The 22808-nt window shown below is 46.0% G+C and carries 12 protein-coding genes and 1 pseudogene; all 13 read right to left on the bottom strand.

From position 1 onward, the window contains the following. Nucleotide 1 precedes the first annotated feature (1 nt). The 13 genes and pseudogenes from BM235_RS21065 to BM235_RS21005 all read right to left on the bottom strand — a co-directional run bounded on the left by BM235_RS21065 (nucleotide 2) and on the right by BM235_RS21005 (nucleotide 22808). On the bottom strand, nucleotides 2-2278 hold the full coding sequence (locus BM235_RS21065) for an HAD family hydrolase (protein ID WP_090116207.1): 2277 nt from the start codon (nucleotides 2276-2278) through the stop codon (nucleotides 2-4). A 492-nt stretch (nucleotides 2279-2770) separates the two neighbouring features. Beyond that, nucleotides 2771-3391, bottom strand: a pseudogene (locus BM235_RS32670) (class I SAM-dependent methyltransferase); the annotation flags it as partial. 16 nt (nucleotides 3392-3407) lie between these two features. Next, a complete protein-coding gene (locus BM235_RS21055; RefSeq protein ID WP_090116346.1) occupies nucleotides 3408-4682 on the bottom strand; it encodes an ABC transporter ATP-binding protein in 1275 nt (424 codons plus the stop codon). A gap of 13 nt (nucleotides 4683-4695) precedes the next feature. Beyond that, nucleotides 4696-5475 (bottom strand): ABC transporter permease, encoded by a 780-nt coding sequence (locus tag BM235_RS21050; RefSeq protein ID WP_199408936.1) that lies wholly within the window; start codon nucleotides 5473-5475, stop codon nucleotides 4696-4698. 93 nt (nucleotides 5476-5568) lie between these two features. After that, nucleotides 5569-6060, bottom strand: coding sequence for a hypothetical protein (locus BM235_RS21045; RefSeq protein ID WP_090116204.1), 492 nt, complete (start codon nucleotides 6058-6060; stop codon nucleotides 5569-5571). A 19-nt stretch (nucleotides 6061-6079) separates the two neighbouring features. Next, nucleotides 6080-7057 (bottom strand): glycosyltransferase family 2 protein, encoded by a 978-nt coding sequence (locus tag BM235_RS21040; protein ID WP_090116203.1) that lies wholly within the window; start codon nucleotides 7055-7057, stop codon nucleotides 6080-6082. A gap of 15 nt (nucleotides 7058-7072) precedes the next feature. Continuing rightward, nucleotides 7073-9490 carry an O-antigen ligase family protein gene (locus tag BM235_RS21035; RefSeq protein WP_090116202.1) on the bottom strand — a complete coding sequence of 806 codons (2418 nt, stop codon included), beginning with the start codon at nucleotides 9488-9490 and terminating at the stop codon, nucleotides 7073-7075. A gap of 15 nt (nucleotides 9491-9505) precedes the next feature. Next, nucleotides 9506-11017 carry a sugar transferase gene (locus tag BM235_RS21030; RefSeq protein ID WP_090116201.1) on the bottom strand — a complete coding sequence of 504 codons (1512 nt, stop codon included), beginning with the start codon at nucleotides 11015-11017 and terminating at the stop codon, nucleotides 9506-9508. Nucleotides 11018-11159: 142 nt separating this feature from the next. Continuing rightward, nucleotides 11160-13301: a hypothetical protein gene (locus tag BM235_RS21025; RefSeq protein WP_090116200.1), complete on the bottom strand. Its 2142-nt coding sequence runs from the start codon at nucleotides 13299-13301 to the stop codon at nucleotides 11160-11162. Between the two features lie 165 nt (nucleotides 13302-13466). After that, nucleotides 13467-16151, bottom strand: a complete 2685-nt coding sequence (locus BM235_RS21020; RefSeq protein ID WP_158543771.1) for an S-layer homology domain-containing protein — start codon at nucleotides 16149-16151, stop codon at nucleotides 13467-13469. A gap of 567 nt (nucleotides 16152-16718) precedes the next feature. Continuing rightward, complete coding sequence (locus tag BM235_RS21015; RefSeq protein WP_090116198.1) at nucleotides 16719-20486, bottom strand: S-layer homology domain-containing protein; 3768 nt, start codon at nucleotides 20484-20486, stop codon at nucleotides 16719-16721. A gap of 276 nt (nucleotides 20487-20762) precedes the next feature. Continuing rightward, nucleotides 20763-21893 carry an MraY family glycosyltransferase gene (locus tag BM235_RS21010; protein ID WP_090116345.1) on the bottom strand — a complete coding sequence of 377 codons (1131 nt, stop codon included), beginning with the start codon at nucleotides 21891-21893 and terminating at the stop codon, nucleotides 20763-20765. Between the two features lie 147 nt (nucleotides 21894-22040). Next, entirely contained in the window at nucleotides 22041-22808 is a 768-nt protein-coding gene (locus BM235_RS21005; RefSeq protein WP_090116197.1) for a WecB/TagA/CpsF family glycosyltransferase, read from the bottom strand.

Raw genomic sequence — 22808 nt, 5'->3', positions numbered from 1 at the left:
TTCAACTCTTTTTCATTAGATCCTCGAGTTTTATATTAATTTGGCGAATCATTTCATCTCGTTCATCAATCATTTGAGTCATACTTTTTATTGCTTGATCACGATCATCGATCATACGGGTCATATTTGAGATTGCTGCATCACGATCATCAATCATTCGTGTCATATTTTTCATCGCTAAAGCATTTTCCTTCAATTTCTCTTCAAACTTCTGTTGTGGTAGAGCAGTTCCTTGTGATGTTAAGGATGTTTTTTCAGTGAAGTATTTTTTCCTTTTATATTTCGCATATAAAGGAATCAAAAAGCTTAGTCCCTGTTCTTTTAAGGTTAAAGGTCCCCAGAAGCTATTTCTAAAGAAAGCATTGGGATTCATAGCTAAACGCCTCATACTTCTAAGCTTTAATATTGTAGATATTTTCGTATCAGATGTACGAAACTTTGTAAATTCAAACACACCAAAATTTTCGTAGTGATACAACTGGTCAAAGAACGTTAACTCTTTTTTGTTCGGATGCAACACAAACTGGGAGTGAATTTCTGCGAAATATGCAAGATCTTCTTCGATATCAAAACTTTTTAAACAAAAATAGCGGCAAAGTTCTTCAAAAGTAATCAGCATTTCTCGCTGCATTGGGGAAACGATCTTGTTGAAAATCTCCATTTCTTTTTCATTTTGATTGACATGAACAACTACCGTTCCCTCAGTTAAAACATAACGTTCAGCACTTCCATGCGATGCTCCTAATACAATTTCGAAAATTGCTCTATTTTCATTGAATACTCCAAAATAATCAGATTTAATAGGAATAGAACTAAAGAGCAAACCCTGTTTCTCGTTACCCGAGTCTGCATTACCTTCTGCAATCAGTCCTGCATAATAACCATTTATGCAGACCTCTTGATTAAAGATATCCCATAAATGGTCTTGAATTGTCCCTTTCCATCCTATATCTACGATATGGAGGCCATCCGTTTTGTAATTAGGGTTTAATTCACGTACGTATTCTTTGAAATTAGCATTTTGTTCTAGGCGGTTATTTTCGTAATAGTTTGAAAAATCCGGGTTGTTTATAAGCCACCTGTAGCATTCGCTTGTTGGAAAATCCTCTTCTTTTTGAAATAAATCGAAGTCCGTTTGATGTTTAATAGTTTGAATTACGTGTTCTTCAAAATTAAGGCTAGCCATGAACTCATAAGCACTAATCATCCTATACTGTCGAAAAAGAGTCAGAAAACGCTCCTCTTTTAAACTCTTAAGAGACGGGAGGAAGGTAGACTTCCTAGATACCTTTAAGTAATGCGTATTAATACGATGGGCATATCGAAATCCTTCAGATTGTTGATATAGGTCAAACAAAGTTTTTAGATATTCTCCTTCTCTAGACAAGAAAAAAACATCATTCACTCTTTTAAATACGAGTTCTTCATGGAGTTTCTTTATAAAATAAAAAAGAGAAAAGATAATATTATGAAAGGGAGTCTGAGATCTCCCCTGATTTGCAATTTTAAATAATTGATCCTTATTATTAATCTGCTTGCTTATATGATATTCCCGCATGAAGTCATCATATACTGTACGTTCTGATTTTCGATCTATTAAGAAAGACTTCATTCCTTTTTGAATGGGCACCATATTATCGGAATGCTCGTTATCTCCAACCATCAAAACAACTGAAGGTTCTATACCATATTTTTCGAATACATGTGCATATAGTCTGCCTGAGCGTTTAGTAATCAGATGATCACTTGAAACTATCAGTTCATCTATATATGACAATATACCATGTTCTTGAAATAACCTTCTTATGCTATCGCTTGATAAATAAAAGTCAGAGACACAATACACTTTAAGAAAAGTGTTCGACTTTATATATGTTATAAGTTCGATCCATTGAGGATCAACCAATTGTACTGACAATTCTACATCAAGTTCTATATCTAAACATTTACGATGAAAATCCTCGTACTGATATAGCGATTTAATGCTGTTCCTAGCCTCTAACACCTGATACAAACGTAAAGAGAACTGTTCATATTGGAATTCTCGATCCCAACCATCTTGTTCATTCTTTTCGCCAATTTGCAATTCAATTTGATTGCGTAATTCATAAATATCCTTAGCTTTGGAACCATGGCCCAATTCGTTGCTAAGGCGTTTAGCCCAGATCATTTTGGTGTATTCTGGATGCACAGATCGTAAAAGTATAGTATCAAAAATATCAAAAAAAACATATTTTAAATTATTATTTTGGATGATTATATCTTTTACGTCTTTCATTGCTATGCTCCATTCTTAAATCTTCTTTTTAAAATTAAAAATTATCCTTTTTGAATTCACATAATCAATAATCTCTTGTTTTTTGCTAATCTCTTGTTTTAGCTTATCAATTTGTTCGTTACAGACTTTTATTGAAAGATCTTGTTCGTTAATCAAAATGCTATTTTTAGCAATAGTATTTTGCAGATCCAGCAGCTTAGTTTCATATTCTTTTATTAACTTATCTCGCTCTGTTACTAATTGCTCACTATTCTTAAAAGCTAACTTTAAATCACTAATCATCCCTTCATTGTTTGAAATAACATTATCTCGTTCAATAATCATTTCTTCATTAGAAAAAATTGTTTTATCTCGTTCAATAACCAATGCCTCAATTGATGAAATTGCTTTATCTCGCTCCACAACCATTTGATTAAGGTCGTGGTTTTTTAACTGTTCAAATTTGTAAAGGGCTTTGTATTCATAAATTAAAGCCTTGTCTTTGAAGTTGACATTTTCCAATAGTTTATATCGATCATTTCCTTTTGGAAAAAGCACTCCTAAACCCCAGCTATGCCTAAATTCAAAGTGTGGGTATTGTTCCTTGATTTCTTGCCAAAAACGATTGGATCCATATTCAAGAGGGCTATACACATCGTGAAATAAAACAATTCCATTACTTGAAACCTTAGGGAGCCAGGTCTCAAAATCATGGGAAACTGCTTCATATGTATGTAAGCCGTCAATGTGAAGCAAATCAATGCTTTCATCAGCAAAATCTGAAAGTGCTTCATCAAAGGTTTTTCGCAGTAAAGTTATATTTAGTTTACTAAACCTCTTATTGATAATATCAGTTACTGAACCTATGACTTCCTCTCCATAAAAACCAGCTTGGTCATCGCCCCTCCAGGTATCTACAGCAAATAATGAAACATCTAACTCATGATTTTTCATAGACTGAGCAAAAGCAAAAAGAGAGCAACCGTAGTGAGTTCCGAGCTCTACACTAACTTGAGGAACAATATATCTAAACAGGTCATATGCAAAATTACGATGGCCCTCCCAAGGAGCGACCCTTAACTTATCATTTAATTCATCTGATTCAAACTTAGGACTACTTATTTCCCAATCCATGGTACACCAACCTCGTTTACAATTTCTTAATCGAAATGCTCTCAATCTTATTATTGAAGATTGCATGTACTGTAGTACTAGTTATATTTTTCACTTGAATAATATTATGAGCCCAACATTGAATTGTATGATGTAATTCATGGAAGCCTTCGCCAACTCCTAATGTTATAAAATAATCATTCTCCTGGATCTCTGGCCATACGATAGTAAACCTTACTATGTAACTTTGATCCTCTTCCATATACTCCATAGTAAGATTTGAGCTGAGAGTATTTTCCCCAAAAATGGAGTTCCCAAATTTATCATTAACTAGGTAGCCAAATATTGCTTCGTTAATCTCTTTCCTGCTTTGTATAAGTAGTGAAATCTCCAGCACATTATCCTTAGTTATATATCCCTTGTAATCCTCGTTATCAACTTTTATGCTATAGGCTTCTATAAGTAAATCTAACGCGCCTCCAAGCGAGCTGCGATCTACGGGAGTCCATTTAATATCTGAATGAGATTGAGGAATAACTGAATTTGTCTTCTCTTCTGGTTCTTTAATTGAGGAAGATCGAAATGTTTTTGAGTGAACTCTCTTTGTATAAAATTCTATAGCCTTTAGAGGCTCTCCATAAAAAACAACTTCACCTTTAGCAAGGACAATAACATTTGTAGCCATAGCAGCAATTGAGCTTAAATCGTGAGATACCAGTATTTTAGTAACATCGCTCATTTCTTCCTTCATGTACCGATTACACTTTTGTTGAAAAAAGACGTCTCCTACTGATAGAGCTTCATCAACAATTAGAATTTCAGGCTTAAAGCTAATCATAACGGAAAAAGCAAGTCGTGCGAACATACCACTTGAGTAAGTTTTTACAGGCCTATTTATGAATTCTCCTATATCGGCGAACTCAATAATTTCCTTCAGCTTAGCGTTCATATCGCTTTTAGAAAAGCCTCTCATCGTACCATTAAGGAAGATATTTTCATATCCGGTGTATTCCATATTAAAACCTGTCCCCAGTTCAAGAAGAGCAGCAACGTGCCCATTAACGCTTTTAGCACCTTCACTTTGAGTCAGCACACCAGATATAATTTTTAGAAGCGTAGACTTTCCAGAACCATTCTCTCCAATGATTCCCAACGTCTCTCCCTTTTTAAGGAGTAGATTCACATCTTTCAACGCTACAAACTCTGCGTGGGTCTTCCTGCCCGTAATTGCTTCCTTTAAACGATCACTCGGTTTCGGGTAGAGTTTATATCTCTTCCAAATATTCTTTAATTCTATTGATATCTCTTCCACTTTATCCACTCCGTTATAAAACATCTGCAAAGTGAGGCTTCAACTTCTTAAATAATTTATATCCAACAAATAGAATAATGGTGGACAATATCCAAAAATATGCTGTTTGATTATACCTATGCCAAAACCAAACGTTTTCCACAAAAGTATCTCGATAACCTTCAACTAAATAATAAATTGGATTCAACTTAAACCACTTAATGTACTTTTCTGATATAATTTCGGGTGACCAAACAATTGGAATAAGCCAGAAGCCAATTTGTATTGCAATACCTACTATTTGCCCGATATCTCGAACAAATACAACTAATGAAGAGGTTATTAGCCCGATTCCAATCAACAAGTAAGCGGAGCAAATCAAATAATAGAACACTTGAATGTTAGTAATATCAGCCTTAATCCCGTGCACCAACAAAATTAGAATTAATACTGCTAAGAAAAACAAATGATTATAAAAGGAAGATAAGATTTTAACTAATGGTAGAATTATTATTTTGAATGAAACCTTCTTGACTAAATAGCTATATTCCAGGAAGCTGTTCGATGAAGACGATAAACTTTCCGATAGAAAAAACCAAATCACCATACCACAAGAGAGCCATACTATAAACGGTGTTCCATCAGGTCGGGCTCCCGATCTAAAGCCGACTTCAAAAACAAACCAGTAGACCAGCAAGGTTATAAGCGGGTTTACAACCCCCCATACTACACCCAGAAACGAACCAGCATACCGCACTTTAAAATCATTTTTAGAAAGATCAAATATTAATTTCAACGCAGAGCTTATTTTCATTTTATTTAATACCATCCATTAATAAGATATGCTATCAAGTTTATGTTATTGGAATTTGAACAATAAATAGAATTCATAATTTAAACTTAGGTATTAAACTAAATTGTACTTCCCTCGCACCAACACCGTCAGCCCATTCTTCTGCTTCGGATCGGGCTCAATGCCTCTACCATCCCGCGGAAATAAAATCAAATGGTTGGTAGCGATGGCCATACCGGGCGCGATATCGATGCCGGCCGTGAGGTCCGATAGTCCGTTTGTATCCACGCTGTAGGCGACGGCTTTACCAGTGCGGACGACGACTTCTCCACCAGCGCCAACCATAAGCTTAGCGCCGAAAGGTACGGTCACAACCTCGAGTTTGGATTCGGACGCCGTATCTTTGCCGGAATTGGCGCCGGTTGGGCCCCCATTCGACAGTTCAGCAATCTTCTGATCCACATAGCTCTTGGTCACAATCGGATCGTCTGCGAGCCCAGGCGTCGTCTGTTGTACGTCCGCATACGCGGATTGATACCAATTCACGCCTCCCGCGACGACGGCTGCAGCGACCAGTATGCCGAAAATCTTCGTATATCGATTCATGATGACCATCCCTTCACGTTCAATGATTGCTGGCCGATTGCGCTTCGGCTTTGAAGACGACAGCTTCCCGGACGATCTGTGACTTGTCGTAGTTCAGCCAGAAGTCAGGGTGCATGCTGAACTTGCGTCTCAATTTGAACGGCAGTTTCTTGTAGGAAACGCCCAGCCGATATCCCACGTACTTCGCTGCCGCTTCCGCGATCCATCGAGGAGTCCAGGCCCAGTTCCCTTGTTTCCATAGGCGCCCTAATTGCTCGGTGACAAGCCGGCCGCCTTCTTTTTCCGCTCGGGCATATTGAAAGATCCATTCGTTCATCCGCATGGATACGCCGATATCGAAGTTACGTTTAAATTGCTTTTTCAGACTATAGTCGTGAGAATGCACCACGCTGGCTCGCGGGTTGTAAACGACGGCGTAGCCGTTGGTAATGCACTTTGCTGCGATCATCATATCCTCGTTCAGGATGATCGGAGCCGGGAATCCTCCGAGTTGCAGAAATACGTCCCTTCGAATAGCCGAACAAACATTGGTGAAAAAGAACAGCTTAATGCCGAAGCGATCGAGATCCGCCAGTGTCTTATGGATGTACAGCTCCGGATAGTTAATGTCGCGGGTCATCCGTTCGAGTACGTTGGACTCGGCCCTCGCGATCTGTCTGCCGCACACGGCCGCCACCTTCGTATCGGCAAAAGGCGCTACGATCTCCTCGATAAAGCGATCATGCTCCGGCACTGCATCTTGGGTCATATAGACGATCACGTCGCCGGTTGTCTTCTGGGCTGCGAAATTTCGCGTGCCACCATGGTCGAAGTCCTTGCGCTCAACCGACATTACTTTTGCGCCGAGCCGCTTTGCAAGCAGAAGCGTCCCATCATTTGAACGGGAATCGACGACGAGAATCTCGTGCGGTCGCAACGTTTGCTCTTGGAGCTTGCCTATCAGGTTAACAAGATATTTCTCCGCGTTTAACGTCGGCAGGATAACCGATACCTTCAACGTTATCCCTCCTTTCTATTTGAGCTGATCTAGTTGAGTAGCTTCGTTCGCGTCGGCTGCGATAAGTTTGTCATAAAGCGCTTGGTCGTCTTGTCCTTGTTTCCGAAGTGTCGCCAGATAGTATCGCGCGATCTTGCGATTTGCTTCAACGGTTAAGTCATCTTGCAAGGCGGGCTTTAAAATATCTGCCGCTTGCTGATAGTCATTAGCGGCGAAGGTGACTTCGCCAGCCGCCAGCCTGACCGCGCTCGAGACGACGAACGTTCTCGCCAGTTCAACTGTAGCCGGCAATTCTTTGACCACAAGTTCCTGTTCGATGGTTTTATTGTACTGAGCCAGAATTTGTTCAGCAGTCCCCTTAGCTCCCTCTTGATCTCCTGCCTGACTCTGCTGCTCCCACTTTCCTAGCAACGTCGAGACTAAGCGATCATAGAAAGATTGTTCAAACGGGTATTGCTTGACTGCCTTTTGCATGATTTGAATGGCCCTATCTTGATTGCCTCGCACCATCTGAATTGTATAATCAAGATCAATGCCGGGACGATAGTAGGGCTCTGTCTTCACGAGCTTTTCCAAATACTTCTCCGCTTCTTGCAGGTAACTCTCATCCTTCGATTGGTCATACGCTTGATAGTTCCAACTCGTCAGCTGCTGGAGCAGTACAGGCTGCCCAGACGTTATTTTAAGCCCTTGTTTGAGCGGATTGACGATATCGGCGAATGGTTTCTGCATCGCATACGCTTCATTGGCATTATCGATCTGGCTGGAGCTATACAATCGAAGGCTAGCGATCACAAGAAGCGCAATACCCACGACGCCAAGTGCTGCCCCACTCAGTTGTTTTAATTGCCTTGCTTGCTTCTTAGCCCAATGCTTAACTGCCGACTCTGCGCCGCTCAGGACGCCTAGGCACATAAAGACGAGAATGTCGTAGAAGAGATAACTCATTTCAAAATCGATCGAAGCATGCAATAGAATCGTAATGGGTACGACAAAATAAAACAGATACTTATTGCGCAGCTCCTCGGACATTCGCCTGTACTTGATAATAAAGGTGATTAAGGAGTATACAATGAGGCCAAGTATGACGATCGTGCCAATCAGGCCGACTTCAACGAGCATTTGCGTAATAAAGCTGTGCGTCTGCGCGCTCAGGTAGGGATAGGATTGATATTTTTCATAGGAAGCTTCCCATGCCCCGCTGCCTCCGCCGAACAACGGATACTCCTTCCACAGTTGGATCGCATTCTTATACATTCTTAGACGCTCGTAAACGCTATGTGTTTCAAAATTTACGCCCTCAATTCGGTTTCTTAGAACAGGAGGCAGCAATTTGACCAGCGTATCGGACAATACGGCGAGCGAGCCCAAAATAAACAGAACGATAAGTCCGAGAGGCAGCCAGATCCCGGCGCGATTAGACGTTTTCGTCTCGACTTTGGATTGAAGCTGAGGCTCTATGTATCTCTCTATCGCATAGGTTATAGCACCCATGACAAGTGAAGCAACAACTAGAATTGCCCAATATCCGATCGAGTCCCCTGAAAAGATAGAGACCGTATCATATGATTGCTTGGCGTTCAAAGCCGCTTGGATGCCGCTGACGACTTCGATCCCGCGATCCGCTAATTTGGAGTATATAAGGAGAGAGATCCCTATGCCGATGACAGAATAGAGAATCAGCTTAATTTGCAGCTTCAGCCGCAGCATTGCCAGCGTGACGATCGCGATGATCGGAAGCACGACCAGCGCGCCACGCGACAGCGTCAGCAAGAACGACACCAACACCGGCACTAGCATGATACCATGCAAGATCTGAATGCCTCTACGCGGCGTTCGATTAATCTCTAACAGCATGACGATCCACATAATGAGCAGTAGGACCGCATAAGCATTGGCGTATTGAAAGACGGAAGTAATCCGAATGCCATCCTGCGGCGTCAGGGAATCAAGCATATAAGCATTGCCGAACATCGTCAGAAAGCCGTATGCAACCAGCAGGTAACCGAACACTAAAAACACAAGCGGAAACCGATCCGTCAAATGATTGGACCGGGACCAAAAAGTGCCTGCTACATAAAACAAGAATAAAGCAAGATGAATTAAGATACCGATCTTCGCCATGTACGGAGAAAAGGCATCGAATGAACTGATCAAATAGAAGATCGGTATCAGAAGCGCGAACGCGCCGATGATCAAATTGCTACGCGTCCATTCAAACGAGTCAGCGCTGATTTGCACAATGAGCCACAACGTTACGAAAGCCGATACAATTAACGCCAAGAAAGCTGGACTCTCGAACTGATATTGATTGGGGCTGTGAAGGCCAAAACCGAGGAAAATACCGTTCTTGAACATCGCGATAAACAAGATGAACGCGATCCATCCCCAGGCAAACCATTCTCTAAACCCAGACTTCTCTTGACGCTTCAACGCTGCCACTCCTCATCAATACGCGCCTGTGCCTTTGATCACCACAGGAATCGTTTTTAGCAATATCTTCATCTCAAGCGCAAAGCTCCATCGCTCGATATATTGAATGTCCAGATCGATCCAGGCTTCGAAGTTTAGATCGCTCCTACCGCTTACTTGCCACAAACCCGTCATTCCGGGCAATACGTCCATTCTGCGCCAATGATAATTGGTGTATTGCGCCACCTCGTCTGGCAAAGGCGGCCTTGGACCAATGAGACTCATATCTCCGCGTAGTACGTTCCATAACTGGGGCAGCTCATCCAGCGAGTACTTTCGAAGCCAACGGCCTGAACGCGTTACGCGAGGATCGGCTTTAAGCTTAAATGCAGGGCCCCCACTAACAGCATTATCCTTGTCCAAATCTTCTCTCAGACGCTCCGCATCCACTCGCATTGAACGGAATTTGATCATCGAAAAGGGCACGCCGTTCTTGCCCACCCTCACTTGCTTGAAGAAGACAGGCCCCTTTGAATCTAATTTTGTCCATAATCCTAGTCCGAAGAATAGGGGGGATATCAGGATTAAGAGCAGCGAGCTAATGAGGATGTCGAACAACCGCTTCAACAACACATTTATTCCTCTTAACGGAGTCTTCACAATCTCCATGTAAGGTTGATTGGAATCCGTATGAAAGGCAAAGACGGTAGACATGCGGTCAAACATCTCCGGTATGATCCGGATATCCACATTGTACTTGTAGATCGTATGGAGAATGGACTCGATGACCCTTCTCTCTGATGGGATCGTTATATACACGACATCGATATGTTGATTCTGTAGCACCGATTCCAGCTCTGTCGTTTTGCCAATGACCTCGGTTCCGACCTTAAAATCATCCAAGTAACCGACTATCTTATATTTTCTCCTTTTTTCTGCTTCCAGCGTGATCTGCAGCTCATTGCCTACTTTACCGGCCCCGACGATAAGGACCCGATCCTGCAGCAAACCTCTCTCGTTCAGCCTGTGGCTTGCGTATTTATACGCAGCACGAAGCAGGACGCCTTCGACTAGCATCAGCACAGCAAAAGTAACGAGCGTCACGCGTGAATAGATAAAAGTCGTCTTTAATAAAAACGTAATGCCAATGGACATTAAAAAAGCGTAACATGTCGCCTTGGCTGAGAACAATAAATCTTCGGTTAATCCACGTTCGCGCTTACCTGAAAATAAAAAACCTTGGGAACGCATAAACCCATGTATCAGCAACATCATGCCAAGAAAAAGCAGATATTTGTCGAATACATTGACATCATCTGCCCATTTGATCGGATTCAAAGAATCGACCAGAGCGTAATCCGGTAATACCTTCAGGTACATTAGCAAGTAAAAGGTCAAGATGTAGATGCTATATTCGCAAAAGAAGAATAGCACCTGCATAATTCTTCTGACCTTATCGAGTTTAATCCGCTGCTTGGATGCGTTGCCTACCGCCTTAAACTGCATTTGCGCTAAAGACTTGGTGTTTGCAGCCCGATTAATCTCCAAAATCGTTCACCAACATTCAGGTATAGATATCTCTATTTTATCACATTTTCCGACACGCGGGTGGAATTTTTCTTCCAGTTATGTGAATAAAAAACTGCCGGTATTGTATAAATACCGACAGTTTCTCGTTTGTAACCAGTTATTAGTTATTCGTATCACCAGTCCAATCGTTTGTAATGAACCAGTAGTCGATCGCCCGGTCTGCGACGATTTTTTTGGCGCCTTGAACGACCTCGTACAACCGAAGTCTATACTTTAGTGTTCCATCGTATCCCGTATTTGGATTGGCCTTTTTGATAATCAGCTCTTGGTTCGTGCCTGCCTTGAGCGTCGGAGTCGTACCATCTCCCTCGATCGTCAACTCTTGCGAGAGATAATTCGTGACCTTGCCGTCGGATAGATTAATGCCGTCTACTTCGAGTACAAGCTTGCGATCGGTCGGGTACAAGTTGTAGAAAGTATCTTTATCCAGGTTGTAGTCCAGCGTGAGTTGGATGTCATCGCCGAGCAAGGTCGGGAAGAACTTGTTGATCGTAAATTTGTATGGCAGAAGGTTAATATCCTTAAACGTGCTATATAAGCGCTGTTCTTGCGGCAAGCTATAGCTGACTGCATTAATGAAACCATCGGCCGCAGTCTTCGAGTCCGTATACTTCGTATCGGATACGCCTTCGCCTACGATCAACTTAAGATTGTTAGTGTCGTAGTTCTGAGGCACCGATGCCGTGAACGTAAGCAGCGCTTTGTTCGAAGCATTCACTTGACCTTCGGCCATCGTCGCGGTTGCAGGGAATATGTCCCCGTTGTCACTCTTAAACAATCCAACCAAGCGTACTGGGTCAATCGTACGTTTTTCTTCGCTAGTCAATGTCATTTGGACGGAGAAAATCTTCGTAGTCGTCGTATTATAAACATTGACGTTGTTCAGTGTTGCCGTCATCTTATTGCCTTCACGGTCAACGTTCATGACTTTATCAACGGCAAAGTTCGGAATTTGTGCCAGATACGAAGTTCCCGTCAGCTCGCCAAGTTTAGTTGTCGTCTTATCGTCAACTTTGTTGTTTAGAACAAGTTTGGCTTTTGCAAAATTGAAATTTGAGGGTAGTTTCGCATACACATCCAAATCCACATAACTGCCAGCATTCAATCCAAATTGATTATTGACGGTGATTGTTTTAAATTCCAGCTTGGTCTTATCATCCAAGTAGAAATAGCCCGAGACTGCAGGAATTGAAACAGCCGTCGTCGACTTATTTGTAATTCTAATTCTTGCCGAGAGCACATCTTGGCTATTCCATGGCTCTCTTAGCAGCGACGTCAATTTGTACTGGTAAGTACCTTCGGTATTTGTATAAGTAAAGCTATCGGTAACCGTAGAGGTTGGAGTGCCATTGCTAAAGTAAAGATTATAAGTACCAACCGGTAGCGTTACAGCCGTCTCTCCTCCGTTGTCCTTTAAGATAATCAACTTCCATCCCGTCTTCGCCAAGGTGGAGGGAACAGTAGCCGTAATGCTAAATTCTTTTCGGGTCAAGGGCTGTATAGTCAAATCTTCCGTAACCGAAGGCGTCGCCTCATACATAATCCCGCTAGCCGTTGCGAGGTAGTATTTATACTTGCTTAGCGTAACAGCTTTTTTGCCGATATTATTGTATACATAATTGACGGTGATGAGTTGATCATCTCCGGAAGCTGCGATCGTTGAAGAAGTAACTTTTGAATTCAGCGTAGTCGTCGCAAAATACAAGGACTTATATGAGCCAGCCGCTACGATGTTACTAAAGTTTTTAGGAAAGGTGAATCTCCCGACGCCTTGTTCGTATCCAGCCACATTGAAGTTAAATTTGACGACTTTGAAGATCAAATCAGATAATTTCGCTGATTCGCCAACCGTTGCATACAAAGTAATCATCGTCTTTGAATTTGGAGCAACTTTAGTAAGTTTCGCATCCGCGGCTGACGTTTTTATGGAATAACTGCTCCCTGACAAATTGGACAATCTGAACCAATAATTCGATAGGTCGAGCGCAGACGAACTTCCGTTATAAATGCTTAATGTAAATGCTGCAATTTGTCCACCATCTACTGGCGACAATCCCACATCGACCAGATTGATATAACTCGTGCTGCTCAAATAAATCGGTTTAACAATTTGCGATACAGCCGTTATCTTAGTCGCAGCGGCATTTGTAGTGTTCGCTGCAAATGCGGATACGGGCGCCGCAGCCAGCATAATTGCGGTGATTCCAACCAGCACTTTAAACTTTTTGCTAGATCCGTTCATCCGGCGATCCTCCCTAAACTCAGTTGCATTTATTATAGCGCTCGTACATGAATATTACATGAACCCTATCTTAACCTATTACTATAGACGACGGATCTAGTCAAAAAGTTGTGATGACAAAAAAAAAGAGCAAGCCCGAAGGCTTGCTCTTTTGGTAGAGAGATATTACTTGTTGATCGTTACGTCTGCAGCCGCGTTGCCAGATACATCGACAATGTCGGAGCTTGCAAACTTAACAGAGATAGCAGCCGTGTTGGAGAATGTTCCTGTCGAACCGGTGATATACAGGTAACCACCGTTCGCAGCATAGCCCAGACCCGTTACAGCAGACGTGCTGCCGTTCAGGTAAACACTAACACCCGTCACTGTAGCATCATCGTTAACCGTCTCGCTGAAAGCAACTCTCAACGTTTGATCGTTAATGACAGTAACCGTAGTAGCGATAGGAGCAACGTTTTCCTTCACGTTGAGGACGTAGCTTACATTGCTGGACAACGTGTTACCCGTCGTGCCGACAATGTTGTTAACCTTGAATTCGCGGGATCCGGAAGCAGTGAAAGTTCCAGCCGGGATTTCAGCAGCAACTACGGATTGCGAACCCTGGAAGTAAAGCTTAGCACCAGTCGGAAGAGCTACGCCATTGACTGTGTACTTGGACACGTCAAGTGCAGAAGTTGCCAGCGCCTCATCAAAGGTGAAGAGAAGCTTGCTGTTTCCTTCGGTTGCTACGGAAACCAGATCAATGCTACCCGTTGCAGAACCGGCTGCAACAGTGAAGCTTGCGCTGCCTGCATCATTGGAACGATCAGCAAGGTCCTTAACGGTCCCAGATGGGATGCTGGAAATGTTGTACGTACCAGCGTCAAGTGCGCCTACTTGTTTCTTAATGTAGAGATTTTCACCATCAGCCACTACATCCGGGTTGTTATCGATGTCATAACCGGAAGTGAATCCACTCCAAGATTGAGCAGCACCAACAACGGAGTTCGTGTTCGTATACTTGTAAGTTACAGTTCCAGCAGATACAGCTACCGGCTCGCTGAACTTAATAACAACATAGGTGCCGTCATACATTGCACTAACAACCGTCGGGTTGGTAGTATCCTTGGACAGCGTTACAGCTTGCGAGAAGCTGGAACCCGTGTTGCCCAGGAGGTCTTGGTAACCCTTCAGTACAGCCGTCGTATTCAGGAACGTGTTGCCGTTGAGCCATTGTGCACTAACACCAGCTGCAGTGGTGTCGTACGTAGCGCTCAGCTTGTCGCTGCTCAGTACGCCGTCAACCTTGGATGCTACAGCGGAGTTGTTGTAAACACTACCTGCAGTGCTCAGTGCTTCGCTGAATTTAGCAGTGATAATGCCGCCGTTAACCGTCAGCGAAGTAACCGTCGGGGAAGTCGTGTCGCTAGGAACATTCAACGTAGTGCTGTAATCGAAGTAGAGATTGTTAACGTCATGACCACCAACAAGGTTGAATGCATAGTTCGTTGCAACATCCAGACCGCCAACCTTGACGGTGGTTACTTTACCTTCACTGTCCGTGCCATAAGATACATAAAGGCCGGAAGAAGGGATGGAAGCAGGTGCAACGATTGTCTTAGCGGAACCATTAATGGAGATCGTGCCAAGACCAGCAACTTCAACCGGCTCGCTCAGCGTCAGCGTAGCGACATTGCCAGTATAGCTAACACCAGTGATCGTAGGAGCAGTCGTATCGTTCGTCAGGATCGCGGACTTATAAGCCGTCAGCGCTTGACCGGAAGCCGACTTGATACCAGTAATCGACAGCTGGTTGTATGCATTTTGCGTGAACCAGTTAGCGAAGTTGTAAGTAACCGTCATCTTGTCGGCGCTAACCGTTGCCGAAGCCGGTTCTTGGCCACCGAAGATTACATAGCTGGTTTGAGCAGCAGTGCTCGTATTGTTAACGCCGTATGTTACGCCGCCAACAGATGCACCTTCTTGAACAGCCTTGTTAAACTTAACAACCAATTGCTTGCTGTTGACAGCCGTAGCGGATTCAACAACGAAGCCACCGATCGTAACTTCCTTCTCAACAGAAACGGAAGCCTTCGTGCCGTCGTAAGCAACAACAGTCAGCTTGTAAGTGCCAGCAACTTGCTTAGCAGTCGTGTATGTGAAGGTCTTGTCATCCTTCAACGTAGCAGCAACTGCAGTAGCCGTGCCCAGGGCAACTTTAACGCTGTCAGCCGTGCCGACAACCTTACCGGAAACCGTGATTGTGTCATCAGAGTTAACCGTAGCCGTTACGTCGCTCAGAACCGGAAGGGCCTTGAGTTGGTATACAGCATAAGCAAGGTCGATCGTTTGAGCGCGCGTAGCGTTAGCCTTATAGTTCGAAGGAACAGCCAGACCAGCGTTGATCGCAGCTTGGATGTACGGGCCAGCCCATGCGGACGAACCTGCAACAACAGCGCCGTCAACCGGCTTGATGCCAGCGAGGATAACAGCAACCTTGGCAACTTGCTCAACGGTAACGTTCAGCTTAGGACCAAACTTGCCAGCGCCGATACCATTAACCAGACCAGCGTCGGAAGCGGATTGGATAGCCGTGAAGTACCAGTCTTTAGCCTTCACGTCAGAGAAAGAAGACGTGGAGTTGACCAGCTTCAGACCGCCAACGCTTGCAACGATCGTCGCGAATTCAGCGCGAGTCAGCGTAGCGTCCAGGCGCGGGTTGCCGCTAGGGTCACCCTTCAGAACGCCTTGATCAACGAACAATTGATACTTTTGAGCTGTAGTCAGCTCAGCTGTAGCGGCAGATGCCATAGAGGCAAACATGCCGAATACCATAGCCAGAGCTATGAGAAGAGACAAACTTTTCTTCATAACCTTTTTTTCTCCTCCTCGGAAAGGACTCTGTAATGTTTGTGTAGAAGATTTGTAGCTCGATTCTCTCATCGGTGTGTCACCCCCTCTCCGGAGTTGAGCGTTGTCTATAATTGATGTCTGCACCATGTCTATGGAAGTAGAAGCATGTCGCAGAAACTCGTAAACAAGCAGAAAATGGCCAGGGTAATAATGCCACTTTGATCATTATACATGCGAGCAAACCTAGCGTAAAGAGAATTCTTGGAAATGCTAGCATGCCATATGACTTAAGTCCCTCTTGAAAGTCACATGATGTTAGACGCGGTTCGTCAGGAAAAGTTGCGTTTGAATCCAATTTTTTTGATCTAATTTTTTCCGGAATTGTCCTGACTACTTTTACACGGAATCAGGGGCTTCCAATCATGCTCGTCTTGCAATCTCAACCTTCTATGTATGACTTAAGACTTCCATAGTATAGCCTACCGCTGCCGACGTCGTCATTGCCAAAAGTTTTCCTCTTGCGCACAATTCTATGAAAAATGAGAACGGGAGCCCCCGCCACTGCGGTGACTCCCGTTCGGAACATTAAAGCTTCTTAAGCTTCTTCATGACGCGCTGCGCGATGACCGCCGCATCCGCTCGGGACAAGTTGGAATCAGGTTCATAGCGGAACGTCGGTTTGCCACCAGGGACCGTGTTGGCAATGCCCGATATGAATCCGGCCTTGTTTACAGCCAGGATCGAGCTAACCGCATAGGTGTCGGTCGTCGATGCATCAGTGAAGATCTTCTGCAGCGATACAAGATCCTTCTCCGCATCTGCATTGCTCTTGACCAGGTTGAGAGCTCTTGCAATCATGACGGCCGCTTCGCCGCGAGTCAAGTTATCGTTCGGCATAAAGAGCCGAGGCGACTTGCCTCTAATATAACCCTTCTTGACCGCTGTCTCGACGTAGCGATAGTTCCAGTATGGCTGGTCCGGATAATCGAACGGCTGTACGTCGTCAAAAGTCATATTGTTCGGATCGTACTGAAGCGGAATCCCCATCATCTTAACGAGCATTTGCGCGAATTCGCCTCGCGTGATGTTTTCGTAGACGCCGAAGGAATTTCCATCCTTATTGTTCATGACGCCGTGAGAGAATATCGACTCTAACGCAAGCCTTGCGTACTTGTGGCCGATAATATCGCTAAAACTGTACCGCAATCCCATGACCGTGTAATAGCCAAAGCCATCAAATGGCGCCGTTACGGTTTTGTTAGACGTATTGACAACGCCGCCGATATTTTCCCACCCATTGTTCGTGTAGCGCCAAACGCTCAGGTTCTGACCATACACGTTGGCGATGTTGGCGTCATACTTCAAGGTAATCGTACCACGCTGCGATGGCTCTAACCACTTGGAAGCATCGTACACGCGGCCATAAAACATATTCGACGCTTGATATGGCTGCATTGCCTTTACCATAGTATATTCGCCGCTGGTTGTCGACGCCGTGGCATCAAAGTAGCCCGCGTCGATCCAGAACAGCTTGGAGGCATAAGCAAAATTCGTTTTTGGCGTCAAACGGTCGACTGCATACGAGTCCACCGGCACATCCTTGATCGTACCGTCGAGCGCATTGCCGGCCAGATCCGTCTCGCCAACTGCATTGTACTTCTTCACCGTACGTCCATCTGTCCGGTCAGCAATGCCAAAGTAAATTTGTTGAGAATTGAACAGATCAACCGTCTTGACATCCTGCCCGGGACTTGTATTCGCTTGGCGCAGGAAAGTATTCTTCGGGAACGACATTTGGAGCTCGCCGCTGAAAATATTGACCTTGCCGGATGCAGATACGTTCGCCTTATACTGTGCGGCTACCGAATTGTCTGCCGCGTAGGTTACATCAAAAGATCCGTTGACCTTTTGCGTACCTGTGACGACTGTAAACTTAATCGTGTTCTTTCCTGCCTTTAGGTTAGGCATCTCGTAACGGAAAATGTCGCCTTCGCCTTTAGTCATCTCAACCTTGCCGATGAGCACTTGATTCGCACCCTCTGCCTTAATGCTGATCGGCAGGAAGTTAGCGTTGATGACCGCCTCGTTCGGCAGCTTCGGGGATAGCACAAGGTAAGGCGAGTAATCCCGTATAATCGTGATCGTCTGGGATACGGTAACGGTGCCTTTCCTTAAGATGACCGTAAAGGTAATCTTACCGGAAGTCGGAAGTTTGATCTCCGACAAGCGGATCTGGTATTCGGTCTCTCCCGACTGCAGGGTATATTGGTTATTCGGCGCTACATTCGGCTTCATATCGACAAATGGTTTGATGCTATCCACTGGCGTCGCAGGATCGACCAGTTCAAGCAACGCAGGCGTAGACGAATTGAATCCGCCAGTCGCCACTGATTTTCCGTCGATCAACATATCGATTGCGTCGAAATCCTTGACCTTAAATAGAAGATCGAGCGATTTTTCCGTCGTCGTGTACTCATTGTCGTCCGTTATCGCAAACTTGACGTCAGGATCGGAGAATTTACGCTTAGGCAGTGCCGGATCGTCATTGTTCGGCGGCAGGACATAAGGTATTGGACGAATGCTTGTGATTGCAGGTTCATCATTGGAAAATAAATAAATCGTATAAGAAGTAGAGACAGGGACACCGCTTGCCGTACCCGAGAACGTGATTGTATTCGCGCCAGCGACCAGCGAGACCGGCGTAGGCGTCGAATTCCCCGGAACAAACGTGAACTTACCGGAACTTACGTCGATGTTGCTCGTGCTCTGCTTTAACGACACCGTCCTGCCATTCAGCGTGACTTGAAGCGATGCAAGCTCGGCAGCGGTGTTCAAATTGAAGTTAGGCAAGCTGCCTACGATGCTGTAGTTCTGGAAGTCGCTTGGATTCGTGAACGTCATGCCTGTGTACAGATTGGCGATTTGAATCGCCGGCGCCGGGTTGTAAGTAATGGTGCGCGTAAGCGAGTATATCGTCGCCAAAGAGCTGTCCTTGATCATGAAGGTCAACTTTAATTGACCTGCCGGCAGGCTGCGAATGATTACGACAGGTTTACCTGCTGCGTCAAAATAGCTGTTTTTGACAATATCAGATTGAGCCGTAACATTGTCGGTACCGCGTTCGACTTTGACATCGACGGTATTTGCGCCGAGATTTTGTGTATCCAGCAGCAGATAAAGCGGAAGCTGCGATACGATTGCATTGTTAGAAAAGTTGGCGGTTGAAGCGGCCGTAACTGTAGTCCCTGAAGTAGGCAACACTGCATTATACATCTGTTTGACACCGGCGATACTGGGCGAATTGGACAGCAGCATTTTGAAAGGAAGCGTATCTGTCAGCGTGGGACTGGGACCGATGATACGCAAATAATAATCGCCATTCGTAGGCACGGTAAAAGTACCAGTTGTTGTGAAGTTATAAATGACATATCCGGGGGTTGTATTCACCAGCGAGTAAGTACTGCCGGATACGGAAGTGGCAGCGGCATCTCCAGTTCTCCACAACTCCACCGTAACATTGCCCGCCGGCACAGTCGTACCGGTATAAGGAATGACAACCGTCCCGGATACATTGGCACCTGTAGTGATCGCCGTATTGAGCGTCGGCTCGCCGCCGATGTCCTGCGAACCGATCTTAACGCCATAAGCCGTTAACGAGCCGTTATAGTAAACCAAGTTCCTTTTTAACTCGTACGTTTTAGTTGCGTTTTTAGCAACGATCGTCAAGGTATTCAAGCCGTGGCTCAGTGCGATACCAGACAACACGTAGCTCGAACCAGCTCCGCCGAACATCTGCGTGCCGTTAATAGTCACTTCTGTAGCGTTAGGGGCCTTCAAGGAGATGGTGGCAGTCGGACTGGTCACGAGAAGCGAATTGCCTTCTGGGAGCACGGTACCGTCGATCAGCTTGATGTCCGAGATAACTGGCACGTTCGTAAAGTTCACGTAAGCAGTGCCGTCTACGATATTCCCGGCCGTGTTCGTCCCGGTGACCGTAATGCGATTCAGACCGTCGTAGATCGTGATACCGGTAAAACGGAAGGAATTCGATCCGGTAATGATCGGCTTCGTCGACCCGATTGAAGATTCGGCAACCTTCGTCGTCGAACCGTTTATGATCAGCTTTTCGATCTTATAGTTAATGGTCGTAGAGGAAACGCCGCTAAACGTGCCCGCAATGTCGATAACGTTGCTGTTCACCTCAGAGGGCGCTAGTTCGGACGTGCTGTAATCGTCGAATTGGAAATAGGCCGAAGCCGCATTTGCAGGTGCTGCTGGCGTCAATGGCAGGAGCGTCGCGACGAGTGCCAGCGTCAGCATCCATGCGATAAACCGTGTGTTCAGAAGTTTCAAAGGAAAAATCCTCCTTGTGCGGGATCGTTAGTTATAGGAACGTCGTAAAACGGAATAAAGGAACGAACACCACCCAACTTGCCTCGAAGACAGTTATCGTACTGTTGTTATCGGCCGCCCGAGGCCAATAGTTTAGGCATTTCCTCCACAATAAGACTCCGTACCCAGTTCCGCCGCAAGGAAACACTTGGAAAAGCGCCATGCACACGGCCATCTCGGCGCCCGCAAAAAAAGACCCTGCACCGCATACGCGGAACAGGGCCGTCCATTTCTAAATTACTTTGAACGCGTACCCGCCGTCTCCTTCACGCGCATGCGCGCGAGGAAGTTCAAGATCGGACGCTTCGACTTGTCCACGATGCCGATGAGCTCGGCGCCGATCTGCAGCAGGACGAGCAGCACGCAGATGACGACGAATGTCAGCCAGTTGCCGACGCCCGAGTTCGAGAAGACCGACTGGAGCACGGCGCATGCGCCGAAGAACGCGGCCACGCCATAGATGATAAGTACTGTCTTGCGGTGGCTGAAGCCCAGTTGCTGCAGGCAGTGATGGAGATGCCCTTTGTCCGGCTCGAAGATCGGCTTCTTCTGCACGCGGCGGCGGATGATCGCGAAGAACGTATCCGACAGCGGCACGCCGATCAGCAGCAGCGGCGTCACGAACGAGACGACGGTGATCTGCTTGAATCCGAGCATCGACAGCATCGCCAGCGCAAAGCCGAGGAACAGCGCGCCTGAATCTCCCATGAAGATCTTGGCGGGGTGGAAGTTGAAGAACAAGAATCCGATAATGCCGCCGAGCAGCACCGCGCACAGAATGACGACAGTACCTTGGCCCATCAGGGCGGACATGACGAGGATCGAGCTGATCGCGATGCCGGATACGCCGGCCGCCAGGCCGTCGAGTCCGTCGATCAGATTGATCGCGTTGGTGACGCCGACGATCCAGAAGATCGTAAGCGGAATGCTGATCCAATCCGTGAGAGATTGGCTAGCTGCGCCAAACGGTATATTAACGAAGTCCATTCGAATATCGAAGCCGAAAACGACGACGCATGCCGCAGCGATCTGCACGAGCAGCTTGAGCTTGGCGGACAACTGAAACCTGTCGTCCAGCGCGCCCAGCAGCACGATGAGCGTACCGCCCGTCAGAAGCGCGCCGATGAGACGCTTGTCGTGAGCGCTGAACCAGTGTTCGGGAATGAGCGGCAATAAGAGAAGAATAATGACCGTAAACGAAGCGTAGAAGGACAGACCTCCGAGCCGTGGCATGATCCGCGTGTGCACTTTGCGATGATTCGGTTTGTCGATCGCGCCGACGAGAAACGCGAACTTCTTAACAAGCGGCGTCAACACCAGCGCAAGCGCGAGCGATAGCACAAATCCGGTGATCCCGATTCCAACCATCCAGCCTGTCGGCATTTTTACATCTCCTTTAGCTTATGTACCGGAATGAATTATACGCTCCGGCACGGAAATGAACAAGCCAATAATTTCGCCGAATTCCGGCAAAAAAGGCTGTTTTCCTTCACTCAAGCTCGTTTTCACGTGTTTTCATTTCGTTTGCAAAAGGTTATCGCCGTCTCTGGCGACTTTGAGCGCGAATTGGGGAAGTACCATCATTCGCCTGATCCGCGTCGGCTCCCGAAGCAGCCGGTAGAACCACTCCAGTCTCAGCTTAATAAACAACGCAGGCGCGCGCTTCGTCTTGCCGGCGAGTACGTCGAAGCTGCCGCCGACGCCCATCATGACGGGTACGCCGAGCTCAGCTTGGTGCTTTGCCAGCCATGGCTCCTGGTTATCCATCGAGCGAGCGACGAACAGTAGATCGGGCTTCGCTTCGCGAATGGCGGCTACGACCGCTTCATCGTCTCTGTCGGTAAAATACCCGTTGCGAACGCCCGCGAATCGAACGCCGGGATAGATCGAAGCCAGTTTGGCATGGGCCGCATCCACGACTTCCTGCGAGGCGCCTAGCAAATAGACGCTCCAATGGCGGCGATCTCCCTCGCGCATCAGCTCGTGCAGCAGATCGTATCCGGCCACGCGTTCGGCTACGGGTTGGCGGACGCGGCGCGCCGCCCACACGACGCCCGTACCGTCGGGGACGACGAGTTCGGCGGTTGCCAGCGCCCGACGGAACGTCGGATTCTGCAGCGACTTCATGACCATCTCCGGGTTGCCGGTGACGATGCGATGGCTTTTGCCGGACGCGACCGCCCCGATGAGATAATCGACCGTCTGGGACATATTCATTTTAGAAAAAGGGATGCCGTAAATTGATACGGTCGGAAAGCTGCGCGCATCCGCGGTCTGAGACAT

The organism is Cohnella sp. OV330 (assembly GCF_900112065.1).
In the GTDB taxonomy this organism is placed as follows: Bacteria; Bacillota; Bacilli; order Paenibacillales; family Paenibacillaceae; genus Cohnella.
This window is presented reverse-complemented; position numbering and strand designations above follow the sequence as displayed.

Coding starts and splice junctions, on each gene's coding strand:
- BM235_RS21005 (WP_090116197.1), bottom strand. CDS start 22,808: ATGTCTCAGACCGCGGATGCGCGCAGCTTTCCGACCGTATCAATTTAC.
- BM235_RS21045 (WP_090116204.1), bottom strand. CDS start 6,060: ATGAATCGATATACGAAGATTTTCGGCATACTGGTCGCTGCAGCCGTC.
- BM235_RS21020 (WP_158543771.1), bottom strand. CDS start 16,151: ATGAAGAAAAGTTTGTCTCTTCTCATAGCTCTGGCTATGGTATTCGGC.
- BM235_RS21050 (WP_199408936.1), bottom strand. CDS start 5,475: ATGAAAATAAGCTCTGCGTTGAAATTAATATTTGATCTTTCTAAAAAT.
- BM235_RS21025 (WP_090116200.1), bottom strand. CDS start 13,301: ATGAACGGATCTAGCAAAAAGTTTAAAGTGCTGGTTGGAATCACCGCA.
- BM235_RS21010 (WP_090116345.1), bottom strand. CDS start 21,893: ATGGTTGGAATCGGGATCACCGGATTTGTGCTATCGCTCGCGCTTGCG.
- BM235_RS21065 (WP_090116207.1), bottom strand. CDS start 2,278: ATGAAAGACGTAAAAGATATAATCATCCAAAATAATAATTTAAAATAT.